The organism is Staphylococcus sp. LCT-H4, from assembly GCF_001866145.1.
GTDB lineage: Bacteria > Bacillota > Bacilli > Staphylococcales > Staphylococcaceae > Staphylococcus > Staphylococcus succinus.
Genome location: NZ_MODY01000001.1, coordinates 698891 through 723077, shown reverse-complemented (window position 1 = coordinate 723077; position 24187 = coordinate 698891). Strand labels below are relative to the sequence as shown.

The window sequence follows — 24187 nt, the reverse complement described above, 5'->3', positions numbered from 1 at the left end:
ATAAATGCCCCAAAAGACAATATGTTTAGGTTTGACGTGCTTCAGTTTAATATCATTTATTAATTGGTTATCGTCGTTATAATCTTTTGTGATTTTATAACCATGTTCTTTACAATATGCTCATACAGTATCAATAGGTTCGTCTAAGTAGGCTTCTCTTTCATCTGTAATATTATGTGCTAATACAATTACATTCATAGTTAATTCCTCCGGTTGATTTAATGAGCTACAAAGCATAGAGCGTTGTAGCGGTATAATATTTAAATTTATAGTTCTAACTCGTCACTTGCTTCTTTTTCTTTCGCTTGTTTAATAAAATTATTAAGCAAATCTGGATTTGTATTATCATCAAATTTAGGTGGTGTGAAAGTTTCTGTATTGGAACTTAAGCCAAAAATAGGGGCAAGTTCTTTATCCAATTTAAGATGATAGAATACTATCGTCTTGGATTTTCCTTGGGCATTTTTTACACTTCGCTTTGTTGTCTGACGACCTCGGTCGGATTGAATATGTCCTTTATCTCGTAGCGCATTGACGACATTTTGCACATCTTGGAACTGATACTCTTCCAGCATATGTTTAAAAACATCTTTAAGCATTTTGACTTGAATGTGGTCGTCTTTCAGCTCAATAAGGCCATAATTTTCAATCATTGTTGAGAGTTTTCCATTTTCAGCAAATTTCCCACGATTTCTCATGACGAACTGCACAATTACATCGATGGCCTTATCCCCCAGGGACCTTTCACTTACGGAATCAGCGTGATAATTAATTAGGTACTCTCTTACTGCATCCAAATCTATGGGTGTCGCAATTACACGTGCTAATATTCTTGCTGATGTCGTAATGGTGGCGTAGCGCTTAAACATACGTATGCCTACATTGTTTGTTTCATTGTTAAGCTGTGTTTTGAACCAATCGTGTTCACAATGAAACCACTTGATTACTTCAGATTCACGATTTAGAAGATATTCAGCTACTAATGGCATTACGTGTCCATAGTTTTTCGATGTTCCTTTTTTTATGGCGTCTGCATTGTCAGCACTTGTAGTAAAGACATCAGAAATTTCTATGCATCTTGCTCTGAGACCATCATTTGCACTAGCATCCCTGAAAATCGTGTGTTCTGCTGTACTAATCACACTAGATCCAAAATGGTGAGGATTTTTTACATTTCCCTCTCGATTAGCACGTAGACGACCTTGACCTTCTGCAAGCGAATAAAGCAAACCATTTGTATCTTTAAAGGTCGCTGCTGATAATTCGTCTAATACAATAGGAACACCAAAGTTGTTACTTAAGTATCCTTCAATTGCATTACGGGTGCCGTTCCAACCTCTGAACAATGTTTGGTCACCTTTAGATGAATTACCTGCTATTGAAACTGCTAATGCCGCTGCAGTCGATTTACCCGTACTAGAGTTCCCCATAAATGAAAATATCGTGCCAAAATATTCGACTTCATGCTTTGTTTTTAAGAACGCAGTCACTAATGAAGAAACACCAAATATCACAGCAAGCTCCAGTAACAAGTTTCCTTTTACTTCATCAAGATACATTTGCCACCAGCCTTCAAATGTACCTTTAGGTTGTAAGTCATACTTTGTTTCACAAATGATTTCATCAGCCTGAAACTGCTCGATGTCTTTTGAAAGATATGGTTCATCTAATGAAATGACAGTACCTTCATCAGTACTTAAGACACCTACACCTGTATACAATGTAGAAATGGGCTGTGATTGACGCATTAATTGTAGTGCATTACCTAGCGATTTAATGTACTTTTCATTGATGCTGAAACCAAACATAACCAGTCTAGGTAACTTTTGTGTCGTTAGAATATCTGACGTTTCAATACGTTCAATATTTTTGCCATCCGTGATAGTCAATTTCTCAACCCCTGTAGTAGGGTCGAGAAATTTGTTTTCTATGATGATGGGACTAGATAAACGAATTATCTTATCTTCGTCATTTTTGTTTTTTGCTCGAATAAGTTCATACCATGCAGTTGAATCTAACCAGTATGGATATTGCTCGAAGATATTGTTAGCCATTAGTTGTTACCACCTTTCACTTTTTTATATGTGATAGGATAAGTGTGATCGACTATAACAAATGGTACATCAGCATTTTTAACCCAGTATGCAAAACGTCTTGCAGCTTCTTGCTGATCAGCCGTATTGCACATATGATTCACGCTTTTACGCAAATCACTATAATGAAAACACTTATTCTCAGGAAATTGATAAGCAACTGCAATAGATGCTCTGTATAAAAAGTTTTGTGCATTACTTTTCATTTTAAATTCCTCCAATAACTTTTAAAGAGTCAATCTGATTAAACAAGTTAACACCTATTCAATCGATTGCTATAATAAGCTTAATTGAAAGAAATAGATTTGCCGCGGAACAAAAAATAGGAGGGAGGGGTATGTGAGTGATACCTACTTTGGAAGACGTAATTATTTATAGCGATGATTTTATCGATATAATTAACTACGATACGTCATATCTAGTATATGAAGATGTGTTGCTGATAAAAAGCTTAAACGATTTAAATAAGTATCAAATGGTGGATAGGGTATTATTCATGCAAAAATATTGTAAAGGTGATTTTGATTACTTGTTGGATGATGCAGAATTTAGATATATAAACAAAAATTATAACAATTTAAATTTATTTACATTTATTAACAGTGTAAATAACAACTTTAGCCTTAAACCGTTTTTAAATGAGGAACAGCTAAAATCAATATTAGCCATTAAGAAAGAAGATGCAGCTTGGAGCTATAATTCATCTATTACTTCAGATGAATTATCTAAATTAAATAAGACGCAAAAAAAATTAAGTACAAAGCTAGGTAGTATCTATACTATTTCAAAAAAAGACAAAGAATATGTGCGATTGGGACCAAAATTATCCTATATAAATTTACAACAGCACTGGAAATATTTACATAGTGAAATTAATTACTATAATTATCCTAATCAATTGATAAGTTATGTAGCATTAGAAATGGAGTATGCCTGGGCTTTTTTTAATGAACTATTTTATTTGATTGATTTATATCTGAAATCTCTAATTGCCCAAAAGAAATCTATTGCAAAATATAAGGCGAGAATAATTAAATTTATTCAAGATTATTTGATGATTTTACTTATAGATATACAATTACCAACTGTTAGGATTTGTTTGATTAGGAGTATAGTAGATGAGTGTGAGGACGAAACGGATTATAATAAAAAAAGAAAGTTGATAGAGCAAGCTGTCCAAAGGTATAAATATGTGAAGGGTCAAGTAGTTAGATTTCAAAGTGCCATGAAAGCATTAGTAAAAACACCAATATCTATTGAAAAAAATATGATGAGAACTAAAATTAATAATTATAAAAAATATTATTGTCCCAGACAAAAAACTAAATGTAGTAATATTGAATATAATGTGAGTTTGTTTTTTGAAGCTGTAGAAGGTTTTAAATAAATCATCTATAAAAAATGAATATAAATTGTATTTCTAGCAGTTACATGATTGATATTAATGAAGGAGTGATTTGATAAATAAAGTAGAGAAGTATAGATATGATAAGGAAAATACGCATTTTGATAGAAAGGAAGCACGTATTGAAAATAAAAAAATTATAGCACATGTTAATGGATTTGCTAATGCAGAGGGTGGAAAATTAGTTTTAGGAATTAGTGATAGTGGTAATATTACTGGATGTAAAGCGTATGAGGGAAAAAGAACTGAATAAATCAAAAGACTTATTAATAATAGTATTACTCCAACAATTGATTTTGAAGTTCATGAAATAGACATTGAAGATGATTATATAATAGAAATTGATGTACAGCCTAAAAATGATTCTGTAGTGTCCATTAGAGATAGTGGAGAGGTGTATTTAAGACAATCTGACAAAACCGACAAACTTAAACATGATAGAATTCTCGCTTTACAATACGATAAAGGTCAAAGGTCATATGAGGATGAAATTAATCAAAGGTTTGATACTGATGACTTTAATACTGACTTGTTTGATAAGTACAGAGAAGTAATGAATTCAGATATTTCAAATGAAGACATTTTAAATATTAGAACTGGATCTAATAAAAAAGGTTATACTAATTCAGCAATATTAATGTTTGCAAAAAATCCAGAAAAATATATACCTAATTCTAGAGTGCGTTTTATTAGGTATGAGGGTACTACACAAGAAACGGGTTCAAGATTGAATATTGTTAAAGAACAAAATTTTGAGTATCCTTTACCAATTCTAATAGATGAAGTTAGAAAACTAGTTCAAAGTCAATTAAGGGATTTTAACAGTTTAGACAAAAATGGGAAATTTATTTCAGTGCCTGAGTATCCGGAATTCGCTTGGCTTGAAGGAATAGTAAATGCAGTAGTTCATAGAGACTATTCAATAACAGGGGACTGTGTAAAAATTTTGATGTTTGATGATCGCTTAGAGATTTTGAGTCCAGGTAAATTACCTAGTATGGTTAATCTTGAAAATTTAAAATATACTCGTTTTTCTAGAAACCCTAGGATTGCTCGCTTGATGGCTGATTTTGGTTATGTAAAAGAATTAAATGAAGGTGTTAAGGGAATTTATGATGAAATGCAAGACTATTTTTTAAAAGAACCAGAGTATTCAGAGCCTGCTAATAAGTCTGTAAAGCTTAAATTGGAAAATAATATAGGTACTAGACGAACTAGAAAAAACGATAAAATTAGTGACTATATTACTGAAGAAGTGATGGATAGTTTATCTGATGATGAAATTAAAATCATTCAATATTTATATCCCTCAAATAAAATTAATATAAAGAAAGCAAATAGTGTAATGGGGAAAAAAGATGCATATTTTAGAAAAATATTAGGTGGTCTAGTTAAAAAAGGATTATTAATTTGGAACAGGAGTAGCAAGCAAGATCCTACTCAATATTATTCGTTAAAGGAATAATGAAGAGTAATGAAGAGTGACGAAAAGAAACCAATGCTCAATTGGTTTCTTTTTTTATAAGGTTCTTCTTATTAGTGAAATTGTTAAAAAACAAAATGCAATGAACTGACAAATTAAAATCGCTTTAAGTCGTATTCTCAAAGAATCTATAAATCACTGGTATATACACAGCTCCTTACTATCAGTTAAAGTGTCACTTTTCGGTTCTAATTTTTATTATTCATAAGATATGCAATATATGATACAATTCATTCAAATGTATATTTGAATGAGGTGCTCTATGGTTCAGACTATTATAGCTGCGGCAATACTTTATATTGCAACTGCGGTAGATTTATTAGTGATTTTATTAATATTTTTTGCTAGAGCAAAGACTAGAAAAGAATATAGGGATATTTATATAGGTCAATATTTAGGATCGATTATCCTCATATTAGTCAGTTTATTTTTAGCTTTTGTGTTAAATTATGTTCCAGAGAAATGGATATTAGGTTTATTAGGTTTGATCCCCATCTACTTAGGTATAAAAGTTGCTATTTATGATGATTGTGAAGGTGAAAAAAGAGCAAAAAAAGAATTAAACGAAAAAGGTTTGTCCAAATTAGTAGGGACTGTTTCTTTAGTGACAATTGCAAGTTGTGGTGCAGATAATATTGGTTTATTTGTCCCTTATTTTGTAGCATTGGATATTATTGAATTACTGACTACCTTAATTGTATTTTTAGTTTTAATTTTCTTTTTAGTATTCACAGCACAAAAACTAGCTAGAATTCCTGGTGTGGGTGAAATTGTTGAGAAATTCAGTCGTTGGATTATGGCTGTTATTTACATAGCATTGGGCTTATTTATTATTATTGAAAATGAAACCATACAAACGATATTAGGATTTATATTATAAATTAAGGTGTGACTTAATATGAGTAACAATAAAATTTGTGACGTCATTTGTGTTCATGAGGAAAAAGTGAATTATGCTTTAAGATTTTTAAAAGAAGAAAAAACTCAACGGCTTATCAATACATTATTAAAGATAAGTGATGAGAATAAGCTGAAAATTATATTAGCTCTAATTAAAGAGAAAGAATTATGTGTTTGTGACTTATCTATAACATTAGGTTTGAGTATAGCTTCAACATCACATCATTTGAGAGCGCTGTATAAAAGAGACGTGCTGGATTTTTACAAGGATGGGAAAATGGTATACTATTATATCAAAGATATAGAAATGAAATCATTATTAATAAAATGTATGACTTAAATATAAAGAAACGCTCACATTAAACGAGCGTTTCTTTGAATTCTTGTATTCTTTTTCCAATTTCATCTCTAACACGTTGAAATTCTGGCCATTCTTTTCCTGCTGGATCATCAAAGCCCCAGTGTTCTTTTTTAACATTAGGTGGTAATATAGGGCAATTATCGTCTGCATCACTACATAATGTTACGACCAAATCTGACTGTTCTAAGATATCACTATCAATCAAATCTGATGTATGGTTTGAGATATCAATATCCACTTCTTTCATAGCTTCTATTGCTTTAGGATTAACACCATGCGTTTCTATACCAGCAGAATAGACATTCCAATCTTCACCCAATATTTCCTTTCCCCAACCTTCAGCCATTTGGCTACGACAAGAGTTACCAGTACATATAAAATAAATTGTTTTCTTATCCATAATTAAAGCCTCTTTTCTTAAAATATGATTAGTGTAAGGTATAAACCTAAGAGTGTTACAAATAGGACTGGAATAGTAATGATAATTCCAGTTTTAAAGTATGTTCCCCACGAAATCTTCACACCTTTTTGTGTTAAGACATGTAGCCACAATAATGTTGCTAAAGAACCAATTGGCGTAATTTTAGGTCCTAAATCAGAACCTATGACATTCGCATAAATCATACCTTCTTTTAATATACCTGTAGCACTAGATTGACCAATCGCTATTGCGTCTATTAAAACAGTAGGCATATTATTCATAATTGATGATAAAAAAGCTGAAATAAAGCCCATGCCCATAATACTGCTGAATAATCCATGGCTTGAAATATTGGATAATACAGCAGCTAAAATTGTTGTGATTCCTACGTTTTTTAAACCAAATACAACTAAGTACATACCAATAGAAAATAGAACGATATTCCATGGCGCACCTTTAATCACTTGTTTTGTATGAACTGCTTTTGATTTATGAGCTAATATTACAAAGATAAAAGCAATAATACCAGCAATAATTGATACAGGAATTTGGATAAACTCGCTAACAAGATATCCAACGAGTAGTACTGCTAATACTATCCATGAAAGCTTAAATAACTTAGAATCTTTAATTACACTTTTAGGATCTGATAGATTTTCTGTATCGAACGTTTTAGGTATGGATTTTCTGAAATATAGCCATAATACAACAATACTTGCAAGTAAAGAGAATAGATTGGGAATCATCATGCGACTTATATATTCAATAAATCCAATATGGAAGTAGTCAGCAGAAACGATATTAACCAAATTACTTACAATTAGTGGAAGAGACGTAGTATCTGCAATGAATCCACTTGCAATGATAAAAGGAAAAATGACTTTTTGATTAAACCCTAAATTTCTTACCATAGCGAGCACGATTGGAGTGAGAATTAATGCAGCTCCATCGTTCGCAAAGAAAGCTGCTACAATAGCGCCTAACAACATAATGTAGACAAACATTTTAAACCCATGACCATTTGAAGCTCTGACCATATGTATAGCTGCCCATTCGAAAAATCCAATTTCATCTAAAATTAATGAAATGAGTATAACAGCGACAAAGGTTAACGTCGCATTCCAAACAATCCCTGTAACTTCAATAACATCCGAGAGACTGACAACGCCTGTAATAATAGCGATGATAGCACCAAACAATGCTGTAATACCAATATCTAACCCCTTAGGTTGCCAAATAACAAACATGAGAGTTAAAAGAAAAATAATAATCGCTAGAATAGTCATTATGTACATTCACCTGTCTTTATCTTTTTACACATACATTGTTGAGTAGGAGAGCTAATATAAGTTAATTCATTGTTGATTGAATCTAAGGACTTATGATTAAGTCGGTACATGCGCTTAGTACCGTCTTTTCGTGTAGATACTAATTCATTATCTACTAGAATTTTCATATGATGACTTAATGTAGGTTGTGAAAATTGAAAATACGCTAATAAATCACAAGCACATAATTCACCGCAAGATAATAAGTCTAATATTTCTAATCGACTTGGATCCGATAAAATTTTTAATTGTAATGATAGTTCCTTATAAGACATATGGATGTCATCCCTCCTTTATTATAGATTATCATCTATATAGACAATTATCTATATAGATAATACTTTTTGCAATAATACATTTAATTAAAACCTTGTTTTAAACATCGATGACAAGGTCTAATGTAGGACGTGGAGACATCATTTTCGGAATGATATAAATAAATCCATAAATGGAGATAAATCGAAAACATTTATACCTCTAGGGGGTATGTGTTATAGTATAAGTATAGCTAATATAATATTTTCATAAATAGGAGGGGTTAATTTGAATAATAATGGTGAAGAGCATAATCATCAAAATCACATGAATCATTCCAATCACATGCATCATGATAACCATGCCTCACATCATCATGGAAATTTTAAAGTTAAGTTTTTTGTTTCATTAATTTTTGCAATACCTATCATTCTTTTATCGCCAATGATGGGTGTTAACTTACCTTTTCAATTCACATTTCCAGGTTCTGAATGGGTAGTGTTAATATTAAGTACAATTTTATTCTTTTATGGTGGTAAACCGTTCTTGTCTGGTGGTAAAGATGAAATTGCTACAAAAAAACCAGGCATGATGACCTTAGTTGCCCTAGGTATTTCAGTAGCTTATATTTATAGCTTGTATGCTTTTTATATGAATAACTTTAGTAGTGCAACTGGTCATACAATGGACTTTTTTTGGGAATTAGCAACCTTAATTTTAATTATGCTATTAGGACATTGGATAGAAATGAATGCTGTCGGAAATGCTGGAGATGCTTTAAAGAAAATGGCAGAACTGTTACCTAATAGTGCTATTAAAGTTATGGATAATGGCCAACGCGAAGAAGTTAAAATATCAGACATCATGACTGATGATATCGTCGAAGTAAAAGCCGGAGAAAGCATTCCAACAGATGGTATTATCGTTCAAGGACAAACATCTATAGATGAATCCCTAGTCACTGGAGAATCTAAAAAAGTACAAAAAAATCAAAATGACAACGTCATCGGGGGTTCTATTAATGGGTCTGGAACAATACAAGTCAAGGTTACAGCTGTGGGAGAAGATGGATATCTTTCTCAAGTTATGGGACTTGTTAATCAAGCACAAAATGATAAATCTAGTGCTGAATTGTTATCTGATAAAGTGGCGGGTTATTTATTCTACTTTGCTGTAAGTGTTGGCGTGATTTCTTTTATTGTCTGGATGCTCATTCAAAATGATGTTGATTTTGCACTCGAACGTCTTGTAACTGTGTTAGTCATTGCTTGTCCACATGCTTTAGGCTTGGCAATACCTTTAGTCACTGCACGTTCTACTTCAATTGGTGCACATAATGGTTTAATTATTAAAAATAGAGAGTCTGTAGAAATAGCTCAACATATCGATTATGTAATGATGGACAAAACTGGTACTTTAACTGAGGGTAACTTTTCTGTGAATCATTATGAGAGCTTTAAAAATGATTTGAGTAATGATACAATATTAAGCCTTTTCGCCTCATTAGAAAGTCAATCTAATCACCCATTAGCTATAAGTATTGTTGATTTTGCGAAAAGTAAAAATGTTTCATTTACTAACCCACAAGACGTTAATAATATTCCAGGTGTCGGATTAGAAGGTCTAATTGATAATAAAACATATAAAATAACAAATGTCTCTTATCTTGATAAACATAAACTTAATTATGACGATGACTTGTTTACTAAATTAGCTCAACAAGGTAATTCAATCAGTTATTTAATTGAGGATCAACAAGTCATTGGCATGATTGCTCAAGGAGATCAAATTAAAGAAAGCTCAAAACAAATGGTAGCTGATTTACTATCAAGAAATATTACACCAGTCATGCTTACAGGTGACAATAATGAAGTGGCACACGCTGTCGCAAAAGAATTAGGTATTAGTGATGTCCACGCACAACTCATGCCAGAAGATAAGGAAAGCATTATAAAAGATTATCAAAGTGACGGTAATAAAGTCATGATGGTCGGAGACGGTATCAACGATGCGCCGAGTCTTATAAGAGCGGATATTGGTATAGCAATTGGTGCAGGTACAGATGTAGCAGTTGAGTCAGCTGATATTATACTCGTTAAAAGTAATCCATCAGATATTATCCATTTCTTGACCCTCTCAAATAATACTATGAGAAAAATGGTGCAAAACTTATGGTGGGGTGCAGGTTATAATATTGTTGCTGTACCTTTAGCAGCTGGTATTTTAGCATTTATCGGCTTGATTTTATCACCTGCAATAGGTGCTATTTTAATGTCGCTAAGTACGGTTATTGTTGCAATTAATGCCTTTACATTAAAATTAAAATAAAAGATAGGAGTTTTATTATGATTAAAAAATTATTTTTTATGATATTAGGATCATTACTAATATTATCAGCTTGCTCCAATAATGATGAAAAAGATAAAGACACTAATGACCAAAAAAGTGAGAGCCATATGAAGCATAATGATGAAAGTAAAGTTCCTGAAGGTATGAAATCGACTAATGAGGGTGAATTTAAAGTAGGAGATAAAGTAACGATTACAGCAGGGCATATGCCAGGTATGAAAGGTGCAGAAGCTACTGTAAAAGGTGCGTATAAAACATATGCTTATGTTGTAAGTTATAAACCCACAAATGGAAATGAAAAAGTAAACAATCATAAATGGGTCGTAAACGAAGAGATCAAAGATGCACCTAAAGATGGATTTAGTAAGGGCGATACTGTTAAATTAGAAGCAAGTCATATGTCTGGTATGAAAGGTGCTACAGCCAATATAGATAACGTGAAAAAGACTACTGTTTACGTAGTTGATTACAAATCCAAAGATAATGGTAAAATCATTAAAAATCATAAATGGATGACAGGAAATGAACTGAAAGCACGATAAAAATCTAGTTCTAGATTGAGAAATAAATAGATATAAAGATATCCTCCTTAATCAATAATTTAAATAACTTATTATTGTTAAGGAGGATATTTTTTAGTGTGTAAATTAAAAAGAATTTTAGAAGAATAACATTTATCAAAAAACTGTTCATTACCTTATTAAATGAAATTATATAATTAAAAACCGCATCATTAACCGATACGCAGAAGCATATCATAAGTGATGCAGTTTTTAAACTGTATAAAAATAAAACTAGTGTATATAAGGGGGACTTATGGTAACTAAGAAACAACATTATTATCCAAGATGTTTACTAAAACATTTTTCAAATAATCAAGGTAAAGTAAATGTATACATTCATCAAGCTAATAAACTATCTAAAATGAGCTATGAAAAAATTTGTGCAGCAAACTATACGTATGAGAGTGGAGATACTAATGATAATATTCTAGAACGAAAATTAGGAGTTTATGAATCCAAGGCGTGTTTAATAGTTAACTATATATTAAAAAATATAGATTCAGAGCAATTTACTATTACAAAAGAACAACAACAAATTTTATTTCAATATATGTTTTTACAATCTTTAAGAACTGATGCGGGGAGAATTAATTTTATTAATTTAATTGAAAATCTTTTTTCATATGAACCAAGAAGTACTCCTATTGAATTAGATGAAATAAAGGATAGTGGAGAAAAGATAAAAAAATTTAATTGGATATTTAAACAGGCAAATATGTTAGAAGAAATTTTAAATAAATTAGAAAAATCAGATGATATGAATTTTCGTATAGCTATAAGCCAAGATAATTTATTAACAAGCGACAATCCTATAATTGGAACTGATGAAGGGAGACAAATCATTTTACCAATTTCACCACATATGTGTATCGAATTTCAGCATGATTCAATTAATTCTTCAGAAGAATTAATTGTGATATTAACACCAGAAAAAACACGTTATATTAACGAAGCAACTATTAATACATCCAATTACTATATTATTTCACGAGAACCTTTTAATCTTATACAAAATAATTATATATATAATAGATTTTTAAATGAAAATTGGACTATTGGATTTCCTCATATTTCTTAGAAATCTAATAATGAATTAATAATTTTTTGATAATAAAAACTAATACTATATTCATGATTAAATTTGAATATAATATTAGTTTTTATTTTCTTAAAACCAGAATTAGCCATATGCAAAATTTGTTTAAGTTTGTTTCAACTTTATTGATTTATATCAAAGTCTTGGAATATATCTTTGTAATAGCTTCCGTGCTCATAAAAATACTTAAATACATAATTAATAAATAATGCTATTAACTGTAAAGGTATTGTAAATATATATAATAATATAACTAATATTGTTATGTTTAAAATAAATCCCAATAATTGAAATAAAAAGTTATTACTATCAAGGTAATTAATCATAAAAGTTGATATATAGTTTAAGGAAGTATTTATATCATTAATACTTATATTTATAGGAATGTTTAAGGAGCTAATAATTCCTATAAATGTTATTGCGAAAGTAAGAGGAATAAATGATAAGTTTAAAAATTGCCTATGAACACTTAAATTTTCTAAAAATATACTTTTACTTTCTATATTATTTTTATCTACCTTAAACCTTCTATACATACCAAAATAAAATGCTAATAAGTAAACATTTGATGATTTTGAAAATAATGAAACAAAAAAGAATTTAAAATTAGATTATCATATAACAAATTCAATAAAGTTGATATCTACTTTAGACGATATACTTATAAAAATACGTTGTTTCACATTAATGACTGATATTAATGAAAACATAGATAAAGTAGGTAGATTATATAATGGAGAAGATAAAGATTCTAAGGGTTTAACACAGGACTCTAGAGAATATTTTGAGCAAAATAAAAATGAAAGTAGTAATAAAAAGGATTATCCTAATTTACCAGATAAAAATAATCGTTATACCAGGGACTACAGACATAAAATAACACATGAAGGATTGAGTTTTTACCAGACTAGTCACATTGAAATCGATGGTTTAATAATAGGCGGCCCACAAGAATTTATGATATCACAAAATAAAAGGAAAATAACTGAGATAAGAGGTTTAATAAAAGAAGATACAGATATATTAGATAAAGAACAAGAACAACTAGATAGCATTATCAAAAAGCATCTCAAGTTAAAAAAGAATTACTGAAAAAATAGAATGAACTCATTATTAGAGTTCATTCTATTTTTTTAGCAATATCGCTAATAAGCAGAAGCGTATTATAACTGAAACCAAGTAATGAATTTATAACATTTAAAAAATTTTAGATGTTTTAGTTACTTATCTCACTCAATTTTCTCAACGCTTGTTTGATTAATATACTTATTTGTAAAAGTTTTTGATATGCTAAAATTATATTTGAATAGATAGATTGAAAAGTTAATAAAACTTTTGTGAATGGGGATAATTAATAATGACACTTTCAACATTAATTAAAGAGATAGGTAATACATATGTTAAAGAAAAAGTATCTGGTGAATTTACGGGGGCGCCAGTTGGAGACTTAGTAAAAAATCAGATGGTCGATGAACTAAAAAATATAGAGCGGCTGAGGAGTTTTAAACTCAAAGGTAGTATTGGAAATGGGAATTTTGCAGAAGTACCATGGGTTGCTATTATGGATGGAAATATCACAAAAAGTACTACTGAAGGTATCTATATTGTTTTCTTATTTAGTGGAGATGGAGAGAAAGTATTTCTTACTTTAAATCAAGGTGTTACGTATTTTAAAAATAAAAAATTTAAAAAACATGACATAGTAAGAGCATCAAACACGATCTATGAAATATTAGATTCTCCTGAAAGCGGGCCTATTGATATTGATTTAAAAGCTAAGACATCATTAGGAAAAGGTTATGAAAAAACCACGATTAGTGGCTTCGAATATTATATAAATGATTTGCCAGATTCTTCAATAATTGAAAATGATATGAATAAATTATTGAATGATTATGAGCAGTTAATTGCTAAATATAGAGAAAATGGGCAAAATCTTGATAAATTTTATCAATGTATTTTAAATGCAAAAGATAAAAAATATCAATTATTCAAAAATCTATTTAGAAATTTTGTAGAACAAAGTCAAATTAATATTACGAGTAATGACAAAAGTACTGAAATAAAACATGAAGGTCTTGATGAGGTGAAAATTACTAAAATTAAAGACTTTAACTCTGTGTTAATTAATGATGTCGAATTTCATATTCATTTATTTAATAGTGGACAATATGGTAGAAAAAACGGTAGTGGAAGCGGTAAAATTCCGTATATGTGTTATAAAAATTTGAATTCAAGATGGGTAACCATTAGAACAACTTTTGAAAATTATAACATGACTGCCGTTCGATTTACTTTATGGGATGAAGAAGCACAAAAAGAGCAAGAAACGGAACAAACTTATAGCATTGCAAAAATGGATCTTTTTTCTGGTAATTCTCCCAATGAATATTTCAAGCAATTTTATGATGATTATATGACTTACAAAATTGAGGTGGCACCAATGATAGAAAGTGGAATAGTGAAAGAGTTAACAGATAAATTATTAAAATCCAAAAACCTCATATTAAGGGGTGCTCCTGGAACAGGTAAGAGTTATCTAGCGAAAGCAATAGCTTGTAATATGATAGGGACTTCTAATGAAGGTCTAGAGTCTTCAGAACAATTTGAGTTTGTTCAATTTCATCCCAATTATGATTATACTGATTTTGTTGAAGGCATTAGACCTGTTATATCTCATGATGGAACTATGGGGTTTGATTTGAAATCAGGAATATTCAAAATGTTTTGTGAGCAAGCTTTAGAGACACAAAGTAGTAATTCTTCAGATAAAACGATGGAAAAACATGAAAATCACATTAAATATAGTGAAAATCATAAAAAGTATATCTTTGTAATTGATGAAATAAATAGAGGAGAAATTTCAAAGATATTTGGAGAATTGTTTTTTTCAATAGATCCTAGTTATAGAGGAATAGCTGGAGCAGTAAAAACACAGTATTCAAATATGGAGTCTGAAAAAGACAAATTCTATATTCCTGAGAACGTTTATATTATAGGAACTATGAATGATATAGATCGCTCTGTAGATACTTTTGATTTTGCAATGAGACGTAGATTTAGATTTGTCGAGATTAAGGCCAATGAAAACCTTGAAATGTTAGAGTCTCTCGGAGATGACAAAGATGAAGCAATTAATAGAATGATTAGCCTTAACGACGCAATATCTCAAGTTGATGAGTTGGATAGAAATTACCACATTGGGGCTGCGTATTTCTTGAAATTAAAAGATATAAGTTTTGAAGAACTATGGGAAGACTTTTTAGAACCGCTATTATCTGATTATATAAGAGGCATGTTTAATGAAGAAGAGATTATGGAATTATTTAAATCGGTTTATGATAACCCACAACTAAGTTCAGAATTAGGTTCAGAAAATGAAGATAATTAAAGTTAAGGATAACTCTACACGAGCATCCGATGAGTTTAGAGCAATTCCAAATATAACTTCTTCAATATTAGATAAAAATGTATCAAAACTTGAGGAGACGGGGATATTTGTGTTTCCTAATAGTTTAAAAGAGCAAGAAAGTATAACAGCAGATCAATTTATTCTTAACAAAGTTGGGCAAGAGTATCGTACCAGTAATATTATGGGGTTTCTAGGATACAATGAGGAAAATTTAATAATTGAATCACGTTTTTCGGAAGGACAACAAGATTATTTTTTTCAATATTTAATAGAAAATGTTTTGAAAATACCTTATGTTATTGATCTAAATACAATAATTGACCAAGACAATAAAATTATTGATTTGTTTATATTTATTTTTCCATATTATTTAAAGAAAGCTATGCGCAAAGGTCTGTTCAAGCAATATACAAGAAATGAATATAACAATAATAATATAAAGGGCACTATAGATATTCAAAGACATATTAAGAATAACACACCTTTTATAGGTAATATTGCTTATTCCCAGAGAGAATTTTCATATGATAACTATATGCTTCAGTTAATTAGACATACAATAGAATTTATTAAAAAAAGAAAAGAAGGCGCAGGCGTGTTAAATAGTGTCAGGAACGAAGTGAAGGAAATTCGTGAAGTTACTACAAGTTATAATCATATGAATAGAAATAAAATAATAGTGTTTAATAATAAGCGACCTATAAGACATGCCTATTATAAGGAATATAGAGAGTTGCAGAAACTTTGTTTAACAATTTTACAGCGTCATAAGCATTATATTGGTAATGGTAAAGAGAAAATTCATGGTATTTTATTTGATGGAGCATGGTTGTGGGAAGAATATATTGATACATTAGTTAGTACAGATTTTTATCACCCAAAAAATAAGGATGGTAGTGGATCTCAAAGATTGTTTAGTAGACATTTAGGAACGAAAATTGGATTAGTTTATCCAGACTTTATTGGACGTAATCAAGAAAATAGAATAATTGCCGATGCAAAATATAAACCAATTCAAAATATAGCAAATAGAGACTATTTGCAAGTTCTAGCTTATATGTTCAGATTTGATTCTAAAATAGGCTATTATTTCTATCCAAACCATAAAGAAACTAGGGATGAAGTATTATATTTAAATCAAGGGATTAGCTATGAGAGAAATGTGCAAATGCGAGAGGATATAAAAGTAACTAAACTTGGTCTTGCTATTCCTAAAGAAGTTGAAAATTATAAAGATTTTTCAAAGAAAATGAAAAAAGCTGAAAAAGCATTTTTAGCTAAAATATGACTTATCTGGGAATTTGGAAGATTAGTTGGTGAAATTAAATTACTTTATCATAAATTAGAAAATTATATTTCTATTAATAATTGAAACAATTAATTTTGTTCGTCTTCTTTTCGTATTGGTGGTAGATGACTGAAAGTCTGATTCAAATTCATATTTATAAAGTTTATCCGTAAAAATGCACCCCAGAAATTAGGTTTTTAGTCCAACTTTTGGGGTGCACATCATTTTAAATCTTTTTACTATGCTAAGTACCATTAAGGAGTTTTTCTAAACAGAGCTAATGTAGAGTTACCAAAGGATTCTGTATCTGTTTCAAAAGTTTCTACTACTTCGAATCCAAAGCATGTAATTTCTTTTATTAGATCTGTCTTTGACTTTTCTAAATAAGGAATAATTTTTAATGGTATTTTTATTTTTTCTCCATTTACTCGGACTATTCTATCTATATAGTTTTCTTTATGAAAATCTTTTAATTGTTCTTTAACTTGTTCATAATCTTCTATTGTATGAAATCCTTTTCCCTATTCTGATTTACAATGATCAACTAAGAAGTAGCCGCCGGTTTTTAAAATTCTTGAAACATTTTGTAGATGACATAATCTATCTGAATTTTTATTAATCATGTGCAGGCAACCCATATTTATAGCTAAGTCGAAAGTTTTGTCTTCATATCTATTTAAATAAAGAACATTTCCAGTGCTAAATATAGACTTTTCTTCATTAAGGTTTTCAATTTTTTCTTTTGCTTTTTCAATCGCACTGCGAGAAATAAACATTGTTATAAATATCTTTACTTTCAATTAAATAATTTTTCATTCGTAGTGGTCCTTTCGTGATGGTCAATTTTCAACAAAAGCATTAAGACAATTAATAAAATAAATGATGGTAACCAAACAAAGTTTAAATTTAATATACTTAGATAAATACAGAGTGCAAGAACTGGAAGGCCTAGAGCATTTCCCAGGGAATAAATGTGTTTTACAGTATGACTCGAGTATGCTGTAACAATGGTTTTCCTGAAAATAATTCTAGCACCGCCGAAAGTGAAACCGAATAATAACATTAATAGCAATTTAACTACAAACGCGTCTTCAGCCAAATACCACAAGACAGTGATAGAAATACTTACAATAAAGAATAAGTGCAACCAATTATTGGATAGAAATTTACTGAGTATCATCCCAATCAAAGCCATTCCTAGACCTAAAGCACAGTCCAATAGTGCGACTTCATGAACTTCTCCACGCTTAAAATTTATAAAGGTAGGCAACATGAAGTTGATAGTCCCTAATATTGGCCACATAAGCATACTTATGAAGTAATGTGTGAATTTTACAGATTCTTTATTATGTACTTCATCACCTTTGGAAAGAAGCTTATTACCCTTATTTTGTTTCCTAATGACAAAGTAAAGAAGTAGATAGATTAAGGCATACATTAAAAATATCCAACGAAGCACAATAAATTTAATGATTACTGAAGCAAATAAAGGACCTATCATTAATGCAACTTGATTTATTGTCATTGAAAGGGAACTATACTGGTTGATAAATAGTTCACTTTTCTTTTCGACTAATTGTGAAAACCAAAATTCTAAACTTGTTTCCAACAGAAAAAATACAATCCATAAAGCAAAATTTAGAATAATTAATGGCAGTGCATTTTGATAGCATATCGTTATGACAATGACTATATAAAATAGTATTAAGAAAGATAATTTTGTAAGGCTATCACCTGAATAATTTTTAAAGAATAACTTTATTAGAAATGGAGTGAATATTGCTGGAACAAATGAAAGAATTGTAGCAATTGCTAACTCACTGGTAGATTCAGGGTTTGCTAGTTCCCAATTTATAATGAGGATTAAACCACCACAGATAAATCGGTATAGTGCAGTAATGGTTAAATAGTTAGTCATTGTGAGCATCACTGCAATCAAAAATTTTATTTGCTAATTCATTGGCTTTGTGAATATGTTTGTATGTTTTGGTAGTTGGTAACTCAGACCAGTTAAATTGAATAAGCCCCTCACGATTGCTCCAATTTTCAGGATCAGTTACGGTGTCCCCAACATTTTTAAATACATTTATTTTTTTGATTTCGGTATCTTTTGATACATCTGGATAATTAATCTGCATTATCTTACCTTTTTGTGCTTTCATAAATGCTATGGCAGATGCTTTTTTTGGCGTAAATGCATGTGTAGGCTTTACTTCATTATTTATATACATGGATATATGAAGTCTGTAGGGGTTAATGTCATAAGAAGATTCGACTAAATCCATAATAGCATCGCCACCAGGTCTAGCTGCAACTTCTATAACATAGAGGTTGTTGTCTTTTATTTTTATTTCAACATGAGCGACTCCACGCGTAATACCTAAAGATTTACACGCTTGTATTGCAAGATCTTTAATATTTTTATCTTTATACCTGAAACTGGGAACTAAATGTCCCATTTCTGTAAACCACGGTCGAGGTGATAAATATTTCTCTGTAACAGTAATAACTTCATAGAAATTGTGGCCGCACAATACTTCAACTGAAACTTCGTCATCACTATCAATAAATTCTTCGATTAGGAATTCATTTTTAGATACTTGAAAGTCATCTGCATAAATCTCCATCGTTTGTTTCGATTTAGTATAGGCGTCCATACATTCTTGTTTATTATTAGCTAAGTAAACACCGCCACTACCTCCAAAATCAACTGGCTTTATAATTACTGGAAAATTGAATTTATTCATTAGCTGTTTTAATTGTAAAGCATTATCAAAATACATAGACTTTGGTGTGGGAATATTAACTTTTTTAAATATTGATTTCATGATGCTTTTATTTCTACATGCATCGATAACTTGTTCCTCAAGGTAAGGCAAACCGTAGTCTTGATTTAGTCTGTTGGCTACTTTTAGCGTCCAATCATTTAAAGGAACGATAGCTTTTGGTTCGTAACCTTGAGATTTATGATAAGCTAGTTCATTTTTTAAATCTTCATAGCTTAAAGGATTGGCATTTATACAATAATCAAAATATGAATTATATTGATATTTCGCATTTTTAATAGCTGTCCAAATTTGAAAATCTCCGATTGCTTTACCCCCTGCATAAGACCGTTCTCTAAGAAATTGATCTGCACCTAACAACAATAGATATGCTTTCATATTAGCCTCCTCATTTTATGAAATGTTTATTATATAAAAATAATACCATATAAATTTAAGTTATAAAATACTAGAGAAATGAATTGTAGAGTATCTATATAGATATTTCTTAGAAGATGTTAGCTTTAAAAATATAGTGAATTAATTTCAGAAAGGATTACATATTAGAGAAATTTATATTCAAATATAATTATCTATAATTCTTGGTGTGACAATGAAATTCCGTTTTTACATAATTTCAGTTAAAATAGAAATAATAAAAACATTAAATTAGTAATAGAGATAAATATTAATTTTTAAAAAAGTAATAATTAGGATATGTTTTAATATGTGTTCCTATAAAAGGGAGAATATATGGCTATTTTTTATGTGTTTCAAGGTTTAACGTATGATATAGAAAGAAAGGGTGGCTATGTGTGGTCACATCGATTAACTAAGAATGGGAAAAAGAATGCTGGATATAGTAACATGACAAAAATTAAAAAAGGTGATTTTATCCTCCATAATCAAAATGGTAAAGTAGTTGCCATAAGCGTTGCTAAAGACGACTGTAAGGAAGCAAATCAACCTAGTGAGCTTATGCAAGATGAATCATCAAGTTTATGGAATAACGAAGGATATCTTGTTCAATTAATCTATTATCCTTTTGACGTAAATATAAGTACTGCTGATTTTAGACAGTGGCTTATAGACAATTATAAGAAAAATAGTGCTTTTGGGGTGGATGGTAAAGGAAAGCAGCAATACATGTGTAATTTAGCTGAAGAGCATGCGGTATTTATTCTAGAAAAAGCGATTGAAATTCAAGAGAATCCTGAAGTATTACTGCATTTAAAAGGAGCATTGAGTGAAATTGTAGATGAAAAAAATCCAGAATATGATCAAGTGGAAAAAGATTTAATCAATATAGACTTAGAGAATAAAATAAATGAAGTTCAAATCGATACAGAGACATCGAAATTTGAACCGCAAACAACAACGATTTCTAATTCAACGGGAAGAGAAATCCCTAAAAGAAATCCTAAAAAGGCAGTGGCAGCTCTGATATTAGCTGATTATAAGTGTGAATATAATCCAGAAGATAGAACGTTTACTAGAAAAAATGGTAAGGAATATACTGAGCCTCACCATCTGATTCCAATAAGTAAGTATCGAGAGTTCGATAGAAGCCTAGACGTTAAAGAAAATATTGTTTCCTTGTGTAGCCATTGCCATAACCTGATTCATTATGGAAGGTTAGAGGAGAAAAAAGAAATATTAGAAAAATTATTACTTGATAGACAAGATCAGTTAAGTAAATATGGTATTTCAATAGATTTAGAACAATTATATATTTATTATAAATAAAGCAAATAATAATATTTAATGATGAATCGCAGCAAGGTTTGTAATTTTTAGCTGGATTAGGAACCCATATGAACTGAATTATAGAAGTTCAGCCATATGATCTAGTAATATAATCGATGAATTAGAGACTATTAACAAGTCATGCTACTTGTTGCATATGCTATTTTGTTATCAACATTATAAATATCATCATTTGTAGGTGGTGTAAGCATTCATCCCTGTCTTAAACCCATCAGTATTATAAACAGTCCTATTGTTAACCAATAATAATTTGATGAATGAATTAATATTAATTATCCTACTACTAATACGCCACTTTTTTATAAAAAAACCCCTCCGAATCAATTCATATTAATATGAATTGATTCGGAGGGGTCTTTATTTTACTACCAATAATTGAGTTTAGTACCATTAATGCAAATGATCAAGATGAAACGGCACGCCTTATGATTTTATGTCAACCATTTGGGCTTCGAAGGCATCGAGCAATGCGAGCGCTTCGTCTGTCGTATTTGTATGCATCAATTGATGGCGGAGTTCACTAGCACCTCTCATGCCACGTACGTAAATTTTAAAGAATCTACGTAGGGGCTTGAATAGTCGAGGTTCATCTTTGGAATATTTTTTGAACAATGCTAGATGTAATCTCAATAGGCCTAATAGTTCTTTATTCGTATGTTCGCGTGGTTCTTTTTCAAAGGCATAGGGATTATGAAAAATACCTCTGCCAATCATTACACCATCAATGCCATATTTTTCTGCAAGTTCAAGGCCAGTTTTTCTGTCTGGAATATCACCGTTAATAGTTAACAATGTATTTGGAGCAATGTCGTCGCGCAATTTTTTGACTGCTTCGATTAATTCCCAATGTGCATCTACTTTACTCATCTCTTTACGCGTACGAAGATGGATAGATAAGTTTGCAATGTCTTGTTCGAAGACGTGTTTTAACCAATCTTTCCACTCGTCTATTTCATAATAACCGAGACGTGTTTTAACACTTACCGGTAGACCGCCTGCTTTAGCTGCTTGAATAATTTCGGCTGCGGTTTCAGGTCGTAGAATCAGGCCAGAACCTTTACCTTTGCTTGCAACATTAGCTACTGGACAGCCCATATTTAAATCAATGCCTTTAAAGCCCATCTCTGCCATACCGATACTCATTTCTCGGAAATGCTCTGGCTTGTCCCCCCATATATGAGCGACCATAGGCTGTTCATCTTCACTGAATGTTAAGCGTCCACGAACACTGTGTATACCTTCAGGGTGACAAAAGCTTTCAGTGTTTGTAAATTCAGTGAAAAACACATCAGGTCTACCTGCTTCACTAACAACATGGCGAAAGACGATATCGGTAACGTCTTCCATAGGCGCCAAAATAAAAAATGGACGTGGTAAGTCACGCCAAAAATTTTCTTTCATAATATATTTAAACCTTCTTTTCTATTAATATATCGACTTTTTATCCATGATGATATTACCATAAATTGACAACTTACACAAAAGGATATTGACTCGTCACTGCCTTAATGGAGGGATGTCTCTCAGTAGTCTAAAAGGAGAATTAGGACTATGGCGACGCTACCAATGGAGACTAAAATAAATAATTGCCTTTAATTATTTACAGTTATTAAAAGATTGCTTCAAAAAATCATGAGTAATTGTAGCAGCATAGATAGAAAATACTGTAGGAACCAATTAGGTATATCACAACAGCTCATATTTAAAAAACGCTAAATAATATTTGAATAGATCAATTACGCACTCAAATGTCTTAATTTATATTTTAAAAAATAATCAATTTACTAAAGAAAACGAGAGGGTTTATATATTTTTAAATATATAAAGTAGTAGAAGTTATTGAAATGTCTAATGGAGAAATCAAAGACTTAATCTTGAATGACAAATCTAAAGTGATGCTTGATATTAGTCTTATTGCAAAGGATCAAGTATAACAAAAGATATTTGAGGCATAATGTTTCATGTGGAACAGTCTTTTGATTTTAGTCAATTTGAAACTACACTTCCAAACTCACAATCAACAAAAATATTGTTTTAGATGCTGGTGAAGAAGTATTAAATGCATAAATAAAGAGAGTGAATCATATATGATTCACTCTCTTTATTTATAGTTTATTAAGAAATGTTTGAGCGTACACGTTGTAAATCGATAAATAGAATTTTACGCCCTACACTCATGCCATATATTAACACTATTTAATTGTCGTCTCTTAAAATAAAATTAATCGCTTTTTTAGAATGTAGCAGGCTTAAGCTTTCAGTTGCTTCTTTAAGTCCACTAAGCGAATCATCAAAATAAATAATTGTTACTTGATAGATGCCATTCCCTGTATCTAAAAATGTAGCTCTTACATTTTCTTTACCTAATCGAGCCATAACCATTTTAGAAGATTTAACATACTCTGCTAATGCTTCTATCATTAATGGATAGCTTTGTGCTATACAAAAATAACGTTCTACGCCATTATCTTTTTGAGTTCGCTTCAAATAATGAGTGTCTATGGGCTGCACTTCATATTTATCATTTTCTATAATACTTGTTTTAGTTTTAAACATATTTCAACCTCTGCTTTCATAATCAAGGTATTAAGTGGGCAGTACTTTGAATCATTTATTCAAGTATTTTAAAGGAATTACTGATATACCGACGTGCATATGTTACCAACACTACACGTTATTTGAGTGAATTTTATGATTAATT

General features: G+C 30.5%; 21 protein-coding genes and 1 pseudogene. 12 read left to right on the top strand and 10 right to left on the bottom strand.

Translation table 11 applies throughout. The features are described from left to right. Positions 1-266: 266 nt before the first annotated feature. Positions 267-2054 (bottom strand): cassette chromosome replicative helicase, encoded by a 1788-nt coding sequence (cch1, locus tag BK821_RS03315; protein ID WP_071331186.1) that lies wholly within the window; start codon positions 2052-2054, stop codon positions 267-269. After that, positions 2054-2299: a cassette chromosome ssDNA-binding protein gene (gene ssb / locus BK821_RS03310; protein WP_071331185.1), complete on the bottom strand. Its 246-nt coding sequence runs from the start codon at positions 2297-2299 to the stop codon at positions 2054-2056. The genes cch1 and ssb overlap by 1 nt, the downstream gene beginning before the upstream one ends. A gap of 137 nt (positions 2300-2436) precedes the next feature. On the opposite strand from ssb, the gene BK821_RS03305 reads away from it, so the two are divergent. The 5 genes and pseudogenes from BK821_RS03305 (at position 2437) to BK821_RS03290 (ending at position 6221) form a co-directional block, all read left to right on the top strand. Then, a complete protein-coding gene (locus BK821_RS03305) occupies positions 2437-3480 on the top strand; it encodes an ACP synthase (RefSeq protein WP_071331184.1) in 1044 nt (347 codons plus the stop codon). 70 nt (positions 3481-3550) lie between these two features. After that, positions 3551-3916: pseudogene (locus BK821_RS13690) on the top strand (AlbA family DNA-binding domain-containing protein); the annotation flags it as partial. A gap of 135 nt (positions 3917-4051) precedes the next feature. Beyond that, on the top strand, positions 4052-4963 hold the full coding sequence (locus BK821_RS03300) for an ATP-binding protein (protein WP_371261088.1): 912 nt from the start codon (positions 4052-4054) through the stop codon (positions 4961-4963). Between the two features lie 280 nt (positions 4964-5243). Continuing rightward, positions 5244-5861, top strand: coding sequence for a CadD family cadmium resistance transporter (locus BK821_RS03295; RefSeq protein ID WP_071331183.1), 618 nt, complete (start codon positions 5244-5246; stop codon positions 5859-5861). An 18-nt stretch (positions 5862-5879) separates the two neighbouring features. Beyond that, complete coding sequence (locus BK821_RS03290) at positions 5880-6221, top strand: ArsR/SmtB family transcription factor (protein ID WP_071331182.1); 342 nt, start codon at positions 5880-5882, stop codon at positions 6219-6221. A 19-nt stretch (positions 6222-6240) separates the two neighbouring features. Here BK821_RS03290 and arsC read toward each other — a convergent pair whose 3' ends face one another. The 3 genes from arsC to BK821_RS03275 are packed head-to-tail and all read right to left on the bottom strand — an operon-like array spanning position 6241 to position 8266. Continuing rightward, positions 6241-6642 (bottom strand): arsenate reductase (thioredoxin), encoded by a 402-nt coding sequence (gene arsC, locus BK821_RS03285; protein WP_002434455.1) that lies wholly within the window; start codon positions 6640-6642, stop codon positions 6241-6243. Positions 6643-6659: 17 nt separating this feature from the next. Next, entirely contained in the window at positions 6660-7952 is a 1293-nt protein-coding gene (gene arsB / locus BK821_RS03280; RefSeq protein WP_177165122.1) for an arsenite efflux transporter membrane subunit ArsB, read from the bottom strand. Further along, a complete protein-coding gene (locus BK821_RS03275; RefSeq protein WP_011274435.1) occupies positions 7949-8266 on the bottom strand; it encodes an ArsR/SmtB family transcription factor in 318 nt (105 codons plus the stop codon). The genes arsB and BK821_RS03275 overlap by 4 nt, the downstream gene beginning before the upstream one ends. Positions 8267-8534: 268 nt before the next feature. Between BK821_RS03275 and BK821_RS03270 the strand changes: the two genes are divergently transcribed. The 6 genes from BK821_RS03270 to BK821_RS03245 all read left to right on the top strand — a co-directional run bounded on the left by BK821_RS03270 (position 8535) and on the right by BK821_RS03245 (position 16954). Next, positions 8535-10574 carry a heavy metal translocating P-type ATPase gene (locus tag BK821_RS03270; RefSeq protein ID WP_071331180.1) on the top strand — a complete coding sequence of 680 codons (2040 nt, stop codon included), beginning with the start codon at positions 8535-8537 and terminating at the stop codon, positions 10572-10574. 17 nt (positions 10575-10591) lie between these two features. Continuing rightward, positions 10592-11137: a YdhK family protein gene (locus tag BK821_RS03265; RefSeq protein WP_037537668.1), complete on the top strand. Its 546-nt coding sequence runs from the start codon at positions 10592-10594 to the stop codon at positions 11135-11137. A 274-nt stretch (positions 11138-11411) separates the two neighbouring features. Beyond that, positions 11412-12236, top strand: coding sequence for a DUF4238 domain-containing protein (locus BK821_RS03260; protein ID WP_071331179.1), 825 nt, complete (start codon positions 11412-11414; stop codon positions 12234-12236). Positions 12237-12941: 705 nt separating this feature from the next. Beyond that, positions 12942-13346, top strand: coding sequence for a hypothetical protein (locus tag BK821_RS03255; protein WP_071331178.1), 405 nt, complete (start codon positions 12942-12944; stop codon positions 13344-13346). Positions 13347-13611: 265 nt separating this feature from the next. Continuing rightward, the gene (locus BK821_RS03250) at positions 13612-15645 is read left to right on the top strand and encodes an MrcB family domain-containing protein (protein ID WP_071331177.1); all 2034 of its coding nucleotides are present in this window, start codon (positions 13612-13614) and stop codon (positions 15643-15645) included. Continuing rightward, positions 15632-16954: a 5-methylcytosine restriction system specificity protein McrC gene (locus tag BK821_RS03245; RefSeq protein ID WP_071331176.1), complete on the top strand. Its 1323-nt coding sequence runs from the start codon at positions 15632-15634 to the stop codon at positions 16952-16954. Before BK821_RS03250 ends, BK821_RS03245 begins: the two co-directional genes overlap by 14 nt. 521 nt (positions 16955-17475) lie before the next feature. Here BK821_RS03245 and BK821_RS03240 read toward each other — a convergent pair. Genes BK821_RS03240 through BK821_RS03230 form a run of 3 tightly spaced genes read right to left on the bottom strand, consistent with a single transcriptional unit; the run spans position 17476 to position 20118 of the window. After that, entirely contained in the window at positions 17476-17754 is a 279-nt protein-coding gene (locus BK821_RS03240) for a class I SAM-dependent methyltransferase (RefSeq protein WP_141768357.1), read from the bottom strand. Continuing rightward, positions 17751-18872 carry an MFS transporter gene (locus tag BK821_RS03235; RefSeq protein ID WP_071331174.1) on the bottom strand — a complete coding sequence of 374 codons (1122 nt, stop codon included), beginning with the start codon at positions 18870-18872 and terminating at the stop codon, positions 17751-17753. Before BK821_RS03235 ends, BK821_RS03240 begins: the two co-directional genes overlap by 4 nt. Next, on the bottom strand, positions 18865-20118 hold the full coding sequence (locus tag BK821_RS03230; RefSeq protein WP_071331173.1) for an ATP-grasp domain-containing protein: 1254 nt from the start codon (positions 20116-20118) through the stop codon (positions 18865-18867). Before BK821_RS03230 ends, BK821_RS03235 begins: the two co-directional genes overlap by 8 nt. 354 nt (positions 20119-20472) lie before the next feature. Here BK821_RS03230 and BK821_RS13165 point away from each other — a divergent pair, with 354 nt between their 5' ends. After that, positions 20473-21465 carry an HNH endonuclease gene (locus BK821_RS13165; protein ID WP_083390151.1) on the top strand — a complete coding sequence of 331 codons (993 nt, stop codon included), beginning with the start codon at positions 20473-20475 and terminating at the stop codon, positions 21463-21465. 444 nt (positions 21466-21909) lie between these two features. Here the strand turns inward: BK821_RS13165 and BK821_RS03220 are convergent, their stop codons facing one another. Continuing rightward, positions 21910-22887: a tRNA dihydrouridine synthase gene (locus BK821_RS03220; RefSeq protein ID WP_071331172.1), complete on the bottom strand. Its 978-nt coding sequence runs from the start codon at positions 22885-22887 to the stop codon at positions 21910-21912. Positions 22888-23682: 795 nt separating this feature from the next. Further along, positions 23683-24042: a hypothetical protein gene (locus BK821_RS03215; RefSeq protein WP_071331171.1), complete on the bottom strand. Its 360-nt coding sequence runs from the start codon at positions 24040-24042 to the stop codon at positions 23683-23685. Positions 24043-24187: the final 145 nt, after the last annotated feature.